This is a genomic window from Acinetobacter sp. 70_2 (genome assembly GCF_056736115.1).
On sequence record NZ_JBWZIP010000001.1, the window covers coordinates 76,792 to 92,984 of the forward strand.

Below are 16,193 nucleotides of genomic sequence, written 5' to 3' on the forward strand. Positions count from 1 at the left end.
TAAATATTAAGTTTTACTTAAACAAATGTAACAAATTTAAATAATAAAATAAATAATATTGATAATTATTTTCAATTGATAAAAATAAAAAAACCTCAGGAAGAGGCTTTTTTATTTCACTTTTCAAATAATCTTATTATTTGAAGTAAGCGCCTTCTGCTTGCGTATGGTCTGTTTGGTCAACCACACGTTGAAGCTCAGGAATGTTTTCTTTCAAGGTTGTTTCTACGCCTTGTTTTAAAGTCACATCAATTGCAGAACAACCTTGGCAACCACCACCGAATTTCAATACAGCAGTTAAACCATGTTCTGGGTCATCTTGCACTTCTACTAAGCTACAATTACCGCCATGCCCTGCAAGACCTGGGTTAATTTCTGCTTGAAGAATGTAAGTAATACGTTCTTCAATTGAAGCATCTGGTCCTACGCGTGGCACTTTAGAGTTTGGTGCACGGAAGGTTAACTGACCACCAAAACGGTCTTTGTTGTAATCAATTACAGCGTCTAAAAGATATGGAATAGACGGTGCATCAATGTATGCAGGAAAATCAGGATAGTCCTGTTTATAATCCGTTGGTACCACTTCTTCTGGTGCGCTATATGCCATACAGCACTCTGCACGTGGTGTACCCGGATGTTCAACAAAAATTCGAACGCCAATTCCCGGAGTATTTTGCTTCGCCAATAATTCGTGCAAATACTCTTGTGCAGATGGTGTAATCAAAAGGTTCGGAATTTCTTCTGCAACAGCAGTGTTGGTGTTCTCAGTCGACATAACAATATTCCTCAAGCTGATGCCTTTATATTAACCGAAGATGAGGGGGATTTAAAAAAAATCAACTAAATTTGTCGGATTTATACACAACAGGGTTTCAAGTTGTATTTTTAATGGCATTATTGACCTTAGTATTGATCATTTTTTAAATATTTCTTATGTTGCATTTGCCGTTTAACCATACCATTACCCTTATTATTATTACGGTCGTCGTCTCTTTACTTGCTTTTAGCAATCACAACGTTATGAACCGCCTGATCTTCTGGCCGCCTGCAATGCAACGTGGACAATTTGATCGTTTCATCACCCATGGTTTTATTCATGCCGATGGAACACATTTACTTTTCAATATGATTACCCTGTTCTTCTTTGGCAGCATCATTGAAAGTTTTTATCGCCAATATTTCTACGACATGGGTTTTGTGTTGTTCTATTTGGGCGGGTTAATTTTTGCGATTTTACCAAGCTATTTACAACATAAAAATGATGCAAATTGGGCAAGTCTTGGAGCTTCAGGAGCTGTATCTGCTGTTCTGTTTGCCTATATCCTGTTTCAGCCATGGAAGCTGATTTTTGTATTTTTTATTCCAGTACCAGCCATTATTTTTGCGGTTTTATATGTAGCTTATAGTATTTGGGCTGGTAAACGTGGCAATACTCATATTAACCATAGTGCCCATTTATGGGGTGCAGCTTATGGTGTAGTAGTAACGATTTTGATTGAACCAAGAGTGATTCCACATTTCTTGGATCAACTTACCCGCTTGCCGTTTTAAACTTAATATTTTTGAAAGGCCCAATATGGGCTTTTCTTTTTTTCTCATTTATTTATCAGCATAAATTCTCAGACATTTTTCTGATTTTCTTTGATCAATTCCTTGTTTGGATAGCAAAAACCATCTGATTAAACTCAAGCACAATTCTTTTAATAATTCAGATGATACAATGAAGTACAAAGCTCTTTTATCTAGTCTTTCCATTGCTTTATTTAGCTTATCTTTAGCTGGCTGTAACGATAACAACTCACAAGAAACTGCAGCCAGTACACCAAAGCAGCCCAATATTTTATTCATTATGGCTGATGACTTAGGCTATTCAGATTTAGGAGCCTTTGGTGGTGAAATTCATACACCTAATATTGATAGTTTGGCAAAAGAAGGCCGACTTTTAACGGACTATCATACTGCACCCACTTGCTCCCCTACTCGCTCGCAACTCATTTCAGGGACTGACCATCATCTAGCAGGTATAGGTGCTATGGCAGAGCTTACCCCTGACCGTTTAAAAGGACAGCCGGGTTATGAAGGCTATTTAAATGAACGCTCTTTATCAATTGCTCAAGTACTCAAAGACAATGGTTATCGGACATATATTAGTGGTAAGTGGCATTTAGGCTTAACCCCTGAAACCAATGCACATGCTAAAGGTTTTGATCATTCATTTACCTTATTGCAAGGTTTAGACCATCACTTTAAGCAGGCTCCAAGTGCCTTTAAACGGAACTCGACCTATACCGAAGATGGACAAATTATTCCTGTTTCAGCATTACCTGATGACTTCTTCTCGACCAACTATTTTACCGACAAATTGCTGAGCTACTTAGAATCAGGCAAAAATAGCGGTAAGCCATTCTTTGCTTATGCTGCCTATACCGCACCTCACTGGCCTATACAGGCTCCTGCTGAACACCGTGACAAATATCGTGGCGTTTATGATGTTGGCTACGATGCCATTCGCAAAGCACGTATAGCACGCCAAAAACAACTTGGAATTATTCCGGCAAACTTTGAGGCTGCAGAACCAATTGCGACGCAAAATGCACCACAAAAATATGGAAAATGGGATGAGTTAACAGCTGAGCAGAAAGCACTTGAAGCCCGTAAAATGGAAATCTATGCAGGTATGGTAGAAAATCTTGATGCCAACGTAGGTCGAATTATCCAATACCTAAAACAAAATAATCTTTATGAAAATACTTTAATTTTCTTTGTTTCTGACAATGGTGCAGAAGGTTTTATTCGCGGTGGATATGGCAGTGAATCTGGTTTTGATAACTCTGTAGCAAACGTTGGTACCCCTACTTCATACCACTATATTGGACCACGTTGGGCCGAGGTCAGTGCAGCACCTTTCCATTTATGGAAAGATACCGCTGGGGAAGGCGCAACCACAGCACCTGCCATTGTGAAATTACCAAACCAAAAGAAAGCTGAAGAAACCAATCATAGCTTTGCATCTGTACTCGACGTTTTTCCAACGTTATTAGATTATGCTCATATTCCAGTACCTCAAGGGCAATATAAAGGCCGAACCATTAATACGCCAAGCGGTTATTCTTGGAAGTCTGTACTTGAAAATAAATCACAAACCATCCGTCCAGCAAATTTCAGTTTTGCCGATGAACTCCATGGCAGTAAATATGCGAAACAAGGCGAATGGAAAATTGCGCTTCAAGGTCGTCCTGAATTAGGTACGAATACTTGGGAACTCTATAACATTGCCACTGACCGTGGTGAAAATCACAATGTTGCACAGCTTTACCCAGCAAAAGTACAAGAGTTGCTCTCGGTTTATCAAAAATACACTGAACAAAATGGCGTACAGGAATATAACGCCAAATGAAATTGAAACTGGTTCTAAGCACTACAATCAGCCTGCTGTTCATCACAGGCTGTAGTAAGTCTGAACATAACTCTGACACGAAAACAGTTTTACCAAAGCAAGCCAACCCATCGGCTGCTTTGGGTTCTATTGAACAGTGTAAAAGCTATACAGGCCTTCCTGCAGGTTGGCTTAAAAATACAACTGCCGGAATGGTGTTCATTCCAGATGGACATTTTAATTTTGGCTCTGAAAAAGCTTATCCTGATGAACTTAATTTTGGAAAGAAACAACGGGAAGTTAAAGGTTTCTGGATTGATCAAACTGAAGTTACCGTTGCTCAATTCTCAAGTTTTGTAAAAGCCACGGGTTATATTACCGATGCTGAAAAACAAAAGCAGGCTGCTGTTTTTTCTCCAGACCCACATCATCCACAGCATTGGTGGCAACTTAAATCTGGATATACATGGAAAACACCAAACGGCAAGAATGGTGCACTTCCCAACTCTCATGAACCTGTACGCTACGTAACAAAAAATGATGCTGAGCATTATGCAGTTTGGCTAGGACGCGATTTACCCACTGAACTTGAATGGGAATACGCCGCTAAAGCTAACTCACAAACTGACACGCCTTTACACCAAGCACCTACCGATGAACATCAGCATCCCCAAGCCAATTACTGGCAAGGTGCATTCCCTTTTGAAAATTTGAATCAAGATCATTTTACGAGTGTTGCTCCTGTCGGCTGCTTTAAACCCAATGGCTTTAAGCTATTCGATATGATTGGAAATGTTTGGGAATGGACATCCTCTCCCTACCAAGGCGCGCATGATCAACATATGGGTAATTATTCTGATTTAAGACAAAAAGAAATGAGCAGTACTCAATATGTCATTAAAGGAGGTTCCTTTTTGTGTGCTGAAAATTACTGTTCACGTTATCGTAATAGTAGCCATTATCCTCAAGATTTTGATTTAGCCGCTACCCACGTTGGTTTTCGAACAATTTTACGTACACCTTAACAAGTTAAAACTATTTTGTAGTATTGATATTTCTTAACCAAAAGTAGATCGAAAAACGATCTAATAATTTTTATAGTAGATAGTAAAAGGGAGAATGATAAAAAGTGAGAACAATATGAAAGCATTACTAGTTTGTGCAGCAGCAATTTTCACACTATCACTATCTGCTTGTGCGGTTTATACCCCAGCTGGCAGTGTTGTGGTCGATCCAGATTCGCCTTATCACAATCATCCAGGTGATTTTTGCCCACCAGGACAAGCTAAGAAAGGCCGTTGCTAAAGGTTTAGATAGACTGTAATCGAATTAAACTTGCCCTTTAGCAAGATGACTTACAGCTCATGTGAAGGGTTTCACCCAAAATTAGATGGGGCGAAACTAGAAAATTATGGTGTAAAAAAATCACCATATCCCCAAGATTTTTAAAAGACAATCTTACGTTGTCTTTCATCTAGTTTCACCCCAATTCTTTCTTATTCCGTTTGACTTGTCTTATCGTTTAATAAAAAAGTCTAGTTTTTACTCATCATCGTATCTTTTTTATTGATACATTTTGAACATTTTATCTTCAGCTTAAATCTGATGATTTCGCTCTATACAAAATAATCATTTATGTAACGTAAGTCTATAAAAATGTTCTAAAAATGTGAAAAAAATTGAGGTAAAAATGAGATCGAATTATCATAAAAAATCACTCAAACCACCTCTATCACAAAAATAATTTAATTTTCATTTTGTCAGTTATTGCCACTCGTTTCTTTTAATTGGCATAGATAATGTATACACCTGTATATTAATGCTATCGTACAAGTGAGATATTTTATGTCCAGCCAGAGTCCAGATGAAGGTCTACAGTTTCCGATACACGCTTCAACCAAAAAGCAAAGTACTTCTCGCACAGGCCAAGAGATTTTGTCAGAAGCTTTATCTATTGTAGATAATAAAACTGCTCAACAGATTTTGACTGAAAAAAACTGGCGGAAAAATTATCCAACATACTTTAAATCACTTGTTCAGCATGGACTCTCTAATAACAACAATCCGATTACCATTGCAAAACAGGGTTTACATAAGGCTCATCATCTCTTTGACTATTTCCGCGATGGTAAACACTATCTTTTAAAAGATGCTCTGCATATTTCCTCTTCTAAACCTTTAAATACAGTAAGGTTTAAAGGCGAAAGTGAAGCTGCACCAGAATGGTATGTGCCGTATAAAGGTAAAAAACTGAGCGGACAAAGCTTACTCGATCAAATCCAAAAATGGGAAAGTGCAGGCATTATTGAGCCTAGCCACGCCAAAGCATTACGTGAAGCTGTTGCCCACCCTGAATGGTTTGATTTATCTGACCGCACTATGGTCTTGTTTGGTGCAGCATCAGAAGCTGGCCCCTTACCTTGGTTAGCAAAGTGGAAAGCGAATATTGTTGCAGTAGATCTACCGAACCCAAGAGTTTGGGGCAAAATTTTACATACAATTCAGCAAGGAAATGCGACCCTTATTGCACCTACGATTGAATCAGTTGACTCATCAGCAAAAGCTTCAGAATTAAGAGATAAATTAGGCGCCAATTTACTAACTCAAATACCAGAAATTGCACAGTGGTTAGTTCAATTTCCACAAAAGTTAGATTTGGCTGCTATTGCTTATTTAGATGGAGAAAAGCATGTCCGTGTCTCAATGGCAATGGACAGCATTATGCAATATGTGAGTGAACATAAACCTGATACCAGCTTAATGTTTATGTGCACCCCAACCGATGTCTACGCAGTACCCAAAGAAGTTGCAGATGCTGCTCAAGAGAAATTTAAATCTCGTTCACAACTACAAAAAATGGCTGCAAAAGGAGTTTCTGCTCTTTCGCTCAAACGTTTTTTCCAAGCGCCTTATCAAGATTTGGTTACCAGCGAAAATGGTAAAACTTATGGTATTGCAGACTGTTTAGTGGTTGAACAAGGGCCAAACTATGCTTTGGCAAAACGTATTCAACAATGGCGTGCAACACTTGCCCGTCATCAAGGCCAACGTGTAAGTATTAATATTGCCCCTTCTACCACAACTCACTCGGTGACTAAAAATCCGCTACTTAAAGCTGCTTTTAATGGTGCCGAACTGTTTGATGTAGAAGCATTTAACCCAGAAACTACCAATGCGATTATGGCGGCGCTATGGATTCATGATTTAAGAAATGAATCTTCTGTGGCGAACCCTGAAACCGTATTGGATCACCCTCTTGAGTTGATGATGGAAGGAGCAAATCATGGTGGACTATGGCGTGTGGCTTATTTAGCCCGTACTGCCCTTCCTTTTGCTGCAATTTATGGTTTTGCAACCGAAAAACTTCCATTTAGGAAATCTTCTAAAAAATAATGAAATTAAAAGCCCAATTTTAGAATTGGGCTTTTTTAGCTTCAGTTATTTGTTTTGACTATGATTTAAATATTTTTGCATTTCATCTGGTGGCACCATACCACCACCAGTCGCCCAGATCACATGTGTTGCCTGCTTTAATTTCTCTGCTGACAATTGATGCAAAGCTAAATAATCAGGAGTAGTTTGCACATAATATGGCCCCATCATGCCTGCCGCAGCTGAGGGTTCAACTTGAATATTTTCAGTTTGTTTTAAAAGCGCAATGAGCTCATATAAACATTCATCATGAATCGTGTAATAGCCATCAATTAACTGCTCCATAGCACGCCCTACGAAACCAGAAGCACGACCAACAGCTAACCCATCTGCCGCAGTGATGTTATCTAAACCAATGTCATTTACGGAAATCTGATCATGCAGACCTGTATAAACACCTAGCAACATACACGGAGAATGAGTCGGTTCTGCAAATATACAATGTACATGCTCACCAAAAGCGAGTTTTAATCCAAAGCTTACACCACCAGGGCCACCACCTACGCCACAAGGTAAATAAACAAATAATGGGTGTTCTGCATCGACTTTAATCTGTTTTTGCTCACACTGTTGTTTTAAGCGTATTCCTGCTACTGCATAACCTAAGAATAATGTTGTTGAATTTTCATCATCAATAAAAAAGCAATTTGGATCTTGTTCTGCGGCTTTTCGTCCCTGCTCTACAGCAACGCCATAATCACTGGCGTATTCCACGACATTGACCCCTAGTGAGCGTAATTTATCTTTCTTCCATTGTCTTGCGTCGGCAGACATATGCACGGACACTCTAAACCCGAGCTTCGCACTCATAATACCAATAGATAAACCAAGATTACCTGTAGAGCCTACCGCTATTTGATATTTGGAAAAAAATGTTCGAAATGCATCTTGGTCAAGTTTACTGTAATCATCTTCTAACTTAAGAAGCCCAGCCTTAATTGCTAATTTTTCAGCATGAGCCAGAACTTCATAAATACCACCACGTGCCTTGATTGAACCTGAAATAGGTAAATGACTATCTTTTTTAAGCCAAAGCTTTCCCGTAAGCTCCTGTTGTTTTGTTACAGATAGGGCTTGCTGCATATCTGCAATTTCTACTAACGCGGATTCAATTTTTCCATGTTGTGCTTGAGTTTCCGGAAATACTTTTGCCAAGTAAGGTGCAAAACGTTCTAGCCTAGCCTCGGCATCTTTTACATCTTGCTCGGTCAGTCCTACTTTCGCGAGAGCATCGTTTAAAGGATAACGGTTTGGATTGAACCAAAATGTTTCTTGGTAATCTTGTAATGTTTGAATGAGTGGTAATTGTTGTTTTAGCTGATCAAGTTGAACCGTTTTCATCCTATATCCTTTCATCAATTTTTTGAGCCAATCACTTAGCACTAAGTGTTCGCAATCATCATTAACTCTTTACTGAATTTATCTGAAAAAAGCGATCTTTTTTTTTTAAATATGCCAATAAAAAAGCCACTAATAATAGTGGCTTTTTAGATTTAAACAGACAACTTAAATGAACTTTAAGAACAACCAATATAAACCACCTGACAAACAGATGGTCGCAGGTAAAGTAAATATCCAAGCTGATAAGATTGTTTTAACAGTATTAAAGTTTAGACCTGATTTATTTGCAACCATGGTACCTGCAACAGCACTGTTTAAAACATGTGTAGTTGAAACTGGCATACCTAAACCATCTGCTGCTGCAATTGTACTCATTGCAATAAGCTCAGCAGACATACCTTGGCCATAAGTCATATGGTCCTTACCAATACGCTCACCTACAGTCACCACAATGCGTTTCCAACCAACCATAGTACCAAGACCAAGTGCCAATGCAACTGCAACTTTCACCCAGTTTGGAATGTACTGTAAGAATGAATCCAAGCTACTACGATAATCTTTCACAAGCTTTTTCTGTGAATCATCCATTTTTGGTAAAGCATCTGCTTTGTCCAAACGTTTAAACGTCGTTGTGCTTAAATACATGTCATTACGAATTTCACTAATCGCAGCTTCAGGAATATCTTTTAAGTCGCGATAGCTAGAAACACGAGTACCTAAATGGTCAGTCATACTTGCCAATGCTGGTACAACTTCAGGTGTTTGTTGCTTAGTTTGAATATATTTAGTTAAAACTTCACGCGCTTTTTCATCAGTCAATTCTTGCTGATTATGGTTTAACAAAACAGCAGTTTGAGAAGAAAGCTGGTGGAATGATTGAACCTGTTGTGTATCGAGGTTTTTATTAATTGAATAAGCTAATGGTACTAAACCAACCAAAATGAGCATGATGAGCCCCATACCTTTTTGGCCGTCATTTGAACCGTGTGCAAAACTTACACCTGTGCAGGTAAAGATTAAAATTGCACGAATGATTGCTGGTGGTGGCTTATTACCTTCAGGTGGCTGGAATAATTCTAATTGGCGTTTGAAAATAGTTTTAACCAACAAGAATAAGATTGCTGCAAAAGCAAAACCAATTAAAGGTGAAAATAATAATGCCTTACCTACTTTAATCACCTGATCCATATCTACACCACTGGTCGTTACGCCAGTCGATGCACTCAATAGATGATTCATAATACCCACACCCAAGATTGAACCAATCAAGGTGTGAGAGCTAGAAGCTGGGATTCCTAAGAACCAAGTACCCAAGTTCCAAAGAATTGCAGCGATTAACAATGCAAAAACCATTGCAAAGCCAGCACCGCTCCCCATATTCATAATAAGTTCAACAGGAAGCAATGCAATAATGCCATAAGCAACAGCACCACTTGCGACCATTACCCCAAGGAAATTACAAAAACCAGCCCACATGACTGCAACTGGTGCAGGCAATGCATTTGTATAAATGACCGTTGCTACTGCATTCGCAGTGTCATGGAAACCGTTAACAAATTCAAAGCCCAATGCAATGAAAAGTGCAGTCGATAAAAGAATAACTGAATAAAGGCTCAAAGGTGGAACATGCGCTAAATCAGCACTAACCTGAAACCCAATATAAATAAGTGTTGCAACAATAATCGTCAGAAACACCGGCATAAAAAATTTCGGTGTTGGGACGTGTACATTCGTCGATTTTGCTTGCAGGTTTGCCGCAAGTTTTGAATCCGAAACAGGGGGTAGATTAGAATTCATGCAGACGGTAAGAGGATAATAAAATCCTCTGTATTCTTAAATTAAATTATGACAATTATATGACAAAGAGCCGCCTGATGAAGTCAAATTTTTATATTTTGACCTCATTTGATGCACCTTTCCTCGCTAATTTTTATTTTATTTTTAAAATACAATAACTTAAATCATTATTTATAAGCTCCTTTTGTGCTTATTTTTACAGCAAAAAAACAAATAAAATGACCTGGATGTCTATTTTTTACACAGAACAACTGTAATATTTCGGCATATTGATCATGAAATATTTCAATATCATGATCATTTGATGAATATTTCATGAAAATTCTTTCGTTTTTGTCATAAAACCCCCTCTTTTTTAATTTTTCTCTCATCAACTCATGACCTTCGTAGGTCATCATTTGTGCTGCTATTCTGTTACAATAGCGCCGCATTTTTAAATTCATATAAAAGATCGGGGTTTTCTATGTCTACGCTTGCCACCCTAAAAGCGCTTCTTGCTAAACGCATTCTGATTATTGATGGTGCTATGGGAACGATGATCCAGCGCCATAAATTAGAAGAAGCCGACTACCGTGGTGAGCGTTTTGCTGATTGGGCACATGACTTAAAGGGTAATAATGACCTTTTAGTTTTGACACAACCTCAAATCATTCAAGGCATTCATGAAGCTTATCTTGATGCTGGTGCAGACATTATTGAAACCAACAGCTTTAACGGCACACGTGTTTCAATGTCTGACTATCACATGGAAGATCTTGTTCCAGAGATTAACCGTGAAGCAGCTCGTTTAGCCAAAGCAGCTTGTGAAAAGTACTCGACTCCAGACAAACCACGTTTTGTTGCTGGTGTACTCGGTCCAACATCGCGTACTTGTTCAATTTCACCAAATGTAAATGACCCTGCTTTTCGTAACATTACCTTTGATGAGTTAAAAGAAAACTACATTGAAGCGACTCATGCACTGATTGAAGGCGGTGTTGATATCATTTTGATTGAAACCGTATTTGATACATTAAACTGTAAAGCAGCCATTTTTGCAGTTAAAGAAGTCTTCAAACAAATTGGTCGTGAGTTACCAATTATGATTTCAGGAACCATTACCGATGCATCAGGTCGTACTTTAACAGGCCAAACTGCCGAAGCTTTCTGGAACTCTGTTCGTCATGGTGATTTGCTTTCAATTGGCTTTAACTGTGCGCTTGGTGCAGATGCCATGCGTCCTCACGTAAAAACTATTTCTGATGTCGCAGATACTTTTGTTTCAGCGCATCCAAATGCAGGCTTACCAAACGCATTTGGTGGATATGACGAAACGCCTGAGCAAACTGCTGCTTTCTTAAAAGAATTTGCTGAAAGCGGTTTAATTAACATTACGGGTGGTTGCTGTGGTACGACACCAGATCATATTCGCGCCATTGCCAATGCAGTAAAAGATATTGCGCCTCGCCAAGTACCTGAAACAGTACCTGCTTGCCGTTTAAGTGGTTTAGAGCCATTTAATATTCATGATGACTCACTTTTCGTAAACGTTGGTGAACGTACTAACGTTACTGGTTCTAAAAAATTCTTACGTCTCATTCGTGAAGAAAACTTTGCCGAAGCTTTAGAAGTTGCACAGCAACAAGTTGAAGCTGGCGCGCAAATTATCGACATTAACATGGATGAAGGGATGCTCGATTCGCAAAATGCGATGGTGCATTTTTTAAACCTTGTAGCATCTGAACCTGATATTTCACGTGTGCCAATCATGATTGACTCATCAAAATGGGAAATCATTGAAGCTGGCTTAAAATGCGTACAAGGTAAACCTGTTGTTAACTCGATTTCTTTAAAAGAAGGTTATGACGAGTTTGTCGAAAAAGCCCGCCTTTGCCGTCAATATGGTGCCGCAATTATTGTGATGGCCTTTGATGAAGCTGGACAGGCTGATACTGCTGAACGTAAACGCGAAATCTGTAAACGTTCATACGACATTTTAGTAAATGAAGTGGGCTTCCCTGCTGAAGATATTATTTTTGATCCTAACGTGTTCGCAGTGGCAACAGGTATTGAAGAACACAACAACTACGCGGTCGATTTTATTGAGGCGACAGGTTGGATTAAACAGAACTTACCACATGCCATGATTTCTGGTGGGGTATCGAACGTTTCATTCTCATTCCGTGGTAATGAACCCGTTCGTGAAGCGATTCACTCTGTGTTCTTGTACCATGCCATTAAGCAAGGCATGACCATGGGTATTGTGAATGCTGGTCAAATGGCAATTTATGATGACATTCCAGCCGAGCTAAAAGAAGCTGTTGAAGATGTCATCTTAAACCAAAACCAAGGTGAGTCTGGTCAAGCTGCGACTGAGAAACTGCTTGAAGTAGCAGAAAAATACCGCGGACAAGGCGGTGCTGCCAAAGAAGCCGAAAACCTTGAATGGCGTAATGAATCAGTTGAAAAACGTCTTGAATATGCATTGGTTAAAGGTATTACCACTTATATTGACCAAGACACCGAAGAAGCTCGCTTAAAATCAAAACGTCCTTTAGATGTGATTGAAGGACCGCTGATGGACGGTATGAACGTGGTTGGTGACTTGTTCGGTTCAGGCAAAATGTTCTTACCACAGGTTGTAAAATCTGCCCGTGTTATGAAACAAGCTGTAGCATGGCTCAACCCATACATTGAAGCTGAAAAGTCTGAAGGACAATCTAAAGGTAAAGTCCTCATGGCAACTGTTAAAGGCGACGTACACGATATTGGTAAAAATATTGTAGGCGTGGTACTTGGCTGTAATGGCTACGATATTGTTGACCTTGGTGTGATGGTACCTTGCGAGAAGATCTTGCAAACTGCAATTGATGAAAAATGTGACATCATTGGCTTGTCTGGTCTGATCACTCCATCTTTAGATGAAATGGTATTTGTTGCGAAAGAAATGCAGCGTAAGGGCTTTAACATTCCTTTATTGATTGGTGGTGCGACGACGTCTAAAGCCCACACAGCAGTAAAAATTGATCCTCAGTACCAAAACGATGCTGTGATTTATGTGGCTGATGCTTCACGTGCTGTGGGTGTTGCAACCACTCTCCTTTCAAAAGAAATGCGTGGAAACTTTATTGAAGAACACCGTGCTGAATATGCCAAAATTCGTGAACGTTTAGCCAACAAGCAACCAAAAGCGGCCAAACTGACTTATAAAGAGTCGGTTGAAAATGGTTTTAAAATTGATGAAAGCTACGTGCCACCAAAACCAAATCTTTTAGGAACACAAGTTTTAAAGAATTATCCGCTTGCAACACTCGTAGATTATTTTGACTGGACACCATTCTTTATTTCTTGGAGCTTGGCAGGTAAATTCCCGAAAATTTTAGAAGATGAAGTGGTGGGTGAAGCGGCAACTGACCTTTACAACCAAGCACAAGCGATGTTGAAAGATATTATCGACAACAACCTTTTTGATGCACGTGCTGTATTTGGTATGTTCCCTGCTCAGCGCACTGACGCAGACACAGTGAGCGTATTCGATGAAGCGGGGCAAAATGTTACGCATACTTTTGAGCACTTACGTCAGCAATCTGACAAAGTCACAGGTAAACCAAACTTGTCTTTAGCAGATTACATTCGCACTGACCGTGAGCAACAAGACTACTTAGGCGGATTTACTGTATCTATTTTTGGTGCAGAAGAACTGGCAAATGAATACAAAGCTAAAGGTGATGACTACTCTGCAATTTTAGTTCAGTCATTGGCAGACCGTTTTGCTGAAGCTTTTGCCGAACACTTACATGAACGCATTCGTAAAGAGTTCTGGGGCTATAAAGCGGATGAACAGCTTAGCAATGAAGAACTGATTAAAGAGAAATATGTCGGTATTCGCCCTGCACCGGGTTACCCTGCTTGCCCAGAGCACTCTGAAAAAGCGGTGTTGTTCGACTGGTTAGGTTCTACCGACAAAATCGGTACTAAACTGACTGAACACTTTGCAATGATGCCACCATCTTCGGTGAGCGGTTTCTATTATTCTCATCCACAAAGTGAATACTTTAACGTGGGTAAAATCTCTCAAGACCAACTTGAAGATTATGCAAAACGTAAAGGGTGGACACTGGATGAAGCGAAGCGTTGGTTAGCACCAAATTTAGATGATTCGATTGCTTAAGCTTATGTAATTTTTGAGGAGAGCTACATATGTAGCTCTTTTTTATTCAAGTATTTAGAAACTCTTTATGAACACAACTCAACTTTTTCTCGGCGTAATCTTTAGCTCCATTGGGCTCGGCTATTTTCTCTATGGAAAAAAGCAAAAAATGACTGTGCCTTTTACTGTGGGTTTAATTTTAATGATTTTCCCTTATTTTATTGAGAGTAATGTCTTGCTTAGTGGCATTGGCACTTTACTATCCGTTATTCCCTATTTTTTACGCTTTTAGTGTCATTTCTTAAAGGATCTGAATTTGCTCAACTCTTAAGTGATGCATCATCTCTCGAATAAATACAAAGTAGGTAAAAATATAAAGCTGATCTGGAGCCACTTGGTTTGTGTAATAGCTCAAACGCTCAATAAAACTATTAAAACCATGCTCAAGCTCAATACGGCTAATTTGCTTTTTAGCACTAAAAAATAACTCGCTAAGTTGTGTCATGGCAGTATCAGACGTAACAGCTACGCCACTTATCTTTAAATTTCTTAGAGGCTGGGACTCGATGATTTCTTCAATAAAATAAATCATCTTTTCGATAGCAAGTTCATCAATCACACCATGTCGAATACTTTTTGAATTAACAAAACCTAAGCCCTGTTCGAGTTGGATGTGCTGGTTGTCTAAGTCAAATGACATGCCATTAAGACCAAGCGAAAATTTTAAAACCGAGTCGAGATGAGTCATAAAAATAGCTTACTGTTGAGTTTTATTAATTGAATTAGTGCCAGTTTGTTCAATACTTAGCGTTAACAGCGCTAATCATCATTAACACTATATATAATAAAAAACTGTTTAAAAAGACGAAAAATCAATCTTATATTCATCCAGTCCAATTATTAAAAAATAGAGTATAAGCATGAAAAAATTAGTAATTTTAGGTGTTGCGATTTATAGCTTTGCACAACTTGCAAATGCAGCAACATTAAATGTAAAACCCTATGGTACGACTCAAGACGGTCAAAAAGTTGATCTATACACCATGAGCAATAATAAGGGAGTCTCAGTTTCTTTTATTAGCTTCGGTGGTGTAATTACTCAGATTTTGACTCCCGATGCACAAGGTAAACAAAATAATATTGTTTTGGGCTTCGATGATCTAAAAGGCTATGAAGTCACTGATACCAAGGAAGGCATTCATTTTGGCGGGTTAATTGGTCGTTATGCGAACCGGATTGGTAAGGCTAAATTTAGCTTAGATGGAAAAACATATAATCTTGAAAAAAATAATGGACCGAATTCATTACATAGCGGTAATCCGGGTTTTGATAAACGTGTTTGGCAAGTTAAGCCCCTCGTTTCTCAAGGTGAAACCGTTAAAGCTTCTCTTAAGTTGACCAGTCCAAATGGTGATCAAGGTTTTCCCGGAAAATTAGATGTGGAAGTGATCTACAGTCTTTCAGATCAGAATGAATTTAAAATTGAATATAAGGCCAAAACTGATCAACCTACAGTCGTCAATCTTACCAACCATAGTTATTTCAACTTGTCCGGCGCTGGTAATAACCCTTATGGCGTACTGGATCATGTTGTCCAGCTAAATGCAGACCGTGTATTGGTAACCGATCAAAACTCTTTACCCACAGGTGAAATAGCTTCGGTTGCAGGTACGCCTTTTGATTTTCGGACGCCTAAAGCAATTGTGAAAGATATTCGAGCGAATCATCAGCAATTGGCCTATGGGTATGGCTATGACCAAACTTGGGTACTTAACCAAAAGTCTCAAGGAAAGTTAAATCTTGCAGCTCATGTTTTTGATCCGAAATCTAAACGGACACTGCAAGTCTTGACTACTGAACCCAGTGTTCAAATGTATACAGCCAATCATTTACTCGGAAATGTTGCTGGTGCAAACGGCGTACTCTATCGACAAGCAGATGCGCTAGCATTAGAAACACAGCATTTTCCAGATAGCCCAAATCAACCGACTTTCCCATCTACACGTTTAAACCCAAATCAAACTTATAACAGTGTTACCGTATTTAAGTTTGGTGTTCAAAAATAGTCTTTTTAATTAGAGATATATTTGACTAAAAAGACTCTCAGCTGAATATGGC

The 16,193-nt window shown here is 39.0% G+C and carries 13 protein-coding genes; 8 read left to right on the top strand and 5 right to left on the bottom strand.

Annotated features, from left to right (window positions below; all coding sequences use genetic code 11):
* Positions 1-136: 136 nt before the first annotated feature.
* The gene (gene nfuA / locus AC1PJ9_RS00295; RefSeq protein WP_004703125.1) at positions 137-775 is read right to left on the bottom strand and encodes a Fe-S biogenesis protein NfuA; all 639 of its coding nucleotides are present in this window, start codon (positions 773-775) and stop codon (positions 137-139) included.
* A gap of 158 nt (positions 776-933) precedes the next feature.
* On the opposite strand from nfuA, the gene AC1PJ9_RS00300 reads away from it, so the two are divergent.
* From AC1PJ9_RS00300 to AC1PJ9_RS00320, 5 genes are all read left to right on the top strand, one after another.
* Positions 934-1,551 (top strand): rhomboid family intramembrane serine protease, encoded by a 618-nt coding sequence (locus AC1PJ9_RS00300; RefSeq protein WP_311086408.1) that lies wholly within the window; start codon positions 934-936, stop codon positions 1,549-1,551.
* Positions 1,552-1,720: 169 nt separating this feature from the next.
* Positions 1,721-3,397: an arylsulfatase gene (locus tag AC1PJ9_RS00305; protein ID WP_311086409.1), complete on the top strand. Its 1,677-nt coding sequence runs from the start codon at positions 1,721-1,723 to the stop codon at positions 3,395-3,397.
* Positions 3,394-4,401, top strand: coding sequence for an SUMF1/EgtB/PvdO family nonheme iron enzyme (locus tag AC1PJ9_RS00310; RefSeq protein ID WP_311086410.1), 1,008 nt, complete (start codon positions 3,394-3,396; stop codon positions 4,399-4,401). The genes AC1PJ9_RS00305 and AC1PJ9_RS00310 overlap by 4 nt, the downstream gene beginning before the upstream one ends.
* A gap of 115 nt (positions 4,402-4,516) precedes the next feature.
* Positions 4,517-4,681, top strand: coding sequence for a hypothetical protein (locus AC1PJ9_RS00315; RefSeq protein WP_263613149.1), 165 nt, complete (start codon positions 4,517-4,519; stop codon positions 4,679-4,681).
* A gap of 540 nt (positions 4,682-5,221) precedes the next feature.
* Positions 5,222-6,769: a hypothetical protein gene (locus AC1PJ9_RS00320; RefSeq protein WP_311086411.1), complete on the top strand. Its 1,548-nt coding sequence runs from the start codon at positions 5,222-5,224 to the stop codon at positions 6,767-6,769.
* Positions 6,770-6,814: 45 nt separating this feature from the next.
* Here AC1PJ9_RS00320 and AC1PJ9_RS00325 read toward each other — a convergent pair whose 3' ends face one another.
* The 3 genes from AC1PJ9_RS00325 to AC1PJ9_RS00335 all read right to left on the bottom strand — a co-directional run bounded on the left by AC1PJ9_RS00325 (position 6,815) and on the right by AC1PJ9_RS00335 (position 10,389).
* On the bottom strand, positions 6,815-8,149 hold the full coding sequence (locus tag AC1PJ9_RS00325) for a D-serine ammonia-lyase (protein ID WP_311086412.1): 1,335 nt from the start codon (positions 8,147-8,149) through the stop codon (positions 6,815-6,817).
* A 165-nt stretch (positions 8,150-8,314) separates the two neighbouring features.
* On the bottom strand, positions 8,315-9,946 hold the full coding sequence (locus tag AC1PJ9_RS00330) for an inorganic phosphate transporter (RefSeq protein ID WP_311086413.1): 1,632 nt from the start codon (positions 9,944-9,946) through the stop codon (positions 8,315-8,317).
* Positions 9,947-10,113: 167 nt separating this feature from the next.
* Positions 10,114-10,389 (bottom strand): hypothetical protein, encoded by a 276-nt coding sequence (locus AC1PJ9_RS00335; protein ID WP_479762693.1) that lies wholly within the window; start codon positions 10,387-10,389, stop codon positions 10,114-10,116.
* A 20-nt stretch (positions 10,390-10,409) separates the two neighbouring features.
* On the opposite strand from AC1PJ9_RS00335, the gene metH reads away from it, so the two are divergent.
* Together metH and AC1PJ9_RS00345 are read left to right on the top strand one after the other, a co-directional pair.
* Positions 10,410-14,096, top strand: a complete 3,687-nt coding sequence (gene metH / locus AC1PJ9_RS00340) for a methionine synthase (RefSeq protein ID WP_311086414.1) — start codon at positions 10,410-10,412, stop codon at positions 14,094-14,096.
* Positions 14,097-14,163: 67 nt separating this feature from the next.
* Entirely contained in the window at positions 14,164-14,367 is a 204-nt protein-coding gene (locus AC1PJ9_RS00345) for an amino acid transport protein (RefSeq protein ID WP_311086415.1), read from the top strand.
* A gap of 9 nt (positions 14,368-14,376) precedes the next feature.
* Here AC1PJ9_RS00345 and AC1PJ9_RS00350 read toward each other — a convergent pair whose 3' ends face one another.
* The gene (locus tag AC1PJ9_RS00350; protein ID WP_311086416.1) at positions 14,377-14,823 is read right to left on the bottom strand and encodes a hypothetical protein; all 447 of its coding nucleotides are present in this window, start codon (positions 14,821-14,823) and stop codon (positions 14,377-14,379) included.
* Positions 14,824-14,995: 172 nt separating this feature from the next.
* On the opposite strand from AC1PJ9_RS00350, the gene AC1PJ9_RS00355 reads away from it, so the two are divergent.
* A complete protein-coding gene (locus AC1PJ9_RS00355) occupies positions 14,996-16,141 on the top strand; it encodes an aldose epimerase family protein (RefSeq protein ID WP_311086417.1) in 1,146 nt (381 codons plus the stop codon).
* Positions 16,142-16,193 lie beyond the last annotated feature (52 nt).

What these genes read in the sequence shown, in the direction of transcription:
- nfuA (WP_004703125.1), bottom strand. Translation starts at nt 775, where the DNA reads ATGTCGACTGAGAACACCAACACTGCTGTTGCAGAAGAAATTCCGAAC.
- AC1PJ9_RS00300 (WP_311086408.1), top strand. Translation starts at nt 934, where the DNA reads ATGTTGCATTTGCCGTTTAACCATACCATTACCCTTATTATTATTACG.
- AC1PJ9_RS00305 (WP_311086409.1), top strand. Translation starts at nt 1,721, where the DNA reads ATGAAGTACAAAGCTCTTTTATCTAGTCTTTCCATTGCTTTATTTAGC.
- AC1PJ9_RS00310 (WP_311086410.1), top strand. Translation starts at nt 3,394, where the DNA reads ATGAAATTGAAACTGGTTCTAAGCACTACAATCAGCCTGCTGTTCATC.
- AC1PJ9_RS00315 (WP_263613149.1), top strand. Translation starts at nt 4,517, where the DNA reads ATGAAAGCATTACTAGTTTGTGCAGCAGCAATTTTCACACTATCACTA.
- AC1PJ9_RS00320 (WP_311086411.1), top strand. Translation starts at nt 5,222, where the DNA reads ATGTCCAGCCAGAGTCCAGATGAAGGTCTACAGTTTCCGATACACGCT.
- AC1PJ9_RS00325 (WP_311086412.1), bottom strand. Translation starts at nt 8,149, where the DNA reads ATGAAAACGGTTCAACTTGATCAGCTAAAACAACAATTACCACTCATT.
- AC1PJ9_RS00330 (WP_311086413.1), bottom strand. Translation starts at nt 9,946, where the DNA reads ATGAATTCTAATCTACCCCCTGTTTCGGATTCAAAACTTGCGGCAAAC.
- AC1PJ9_RS00335 (WP_479762693.1), bottom strand. Translation starts at nt 10,389, where the DNA reads ATGAATTTAAAAATGCGGCGCTATTGTAACAGAATAGCAGCACAAATG.
- metH (WP_311086414.1), top strand. Translation starts at nt 10,410, where the DNA reads ATGTCTACGCTTGCCACCCTAAAAGCGCTTCTTGCTAAACGCATTCTG.
- AC1PJ9_RS00345 (WP_311086415.1), top strand. Translation starts at nt 14,164, where the DNA reads ATGAACACAACTCAACTTTTTCTCGGCGTAATCTTTAGCTCCATTGGG.
- AC1PJ9_RS00350 (WP_311086416.1), bottom strand. Translation starts at nt 14,823, where the DNA reads ATGACTCATCTCGACTCGGTTTTAAAATTTTCGCTTGGTCTTAATGGC.
- AC1PJ9_RS00355 (WP_311086417.1), top strand. Translation starts at nt 14,996, where the DNA reads ATGAAAAAATTAGTAATTTTAGGTGTTGCGATTTATAGCTTTGCACAA.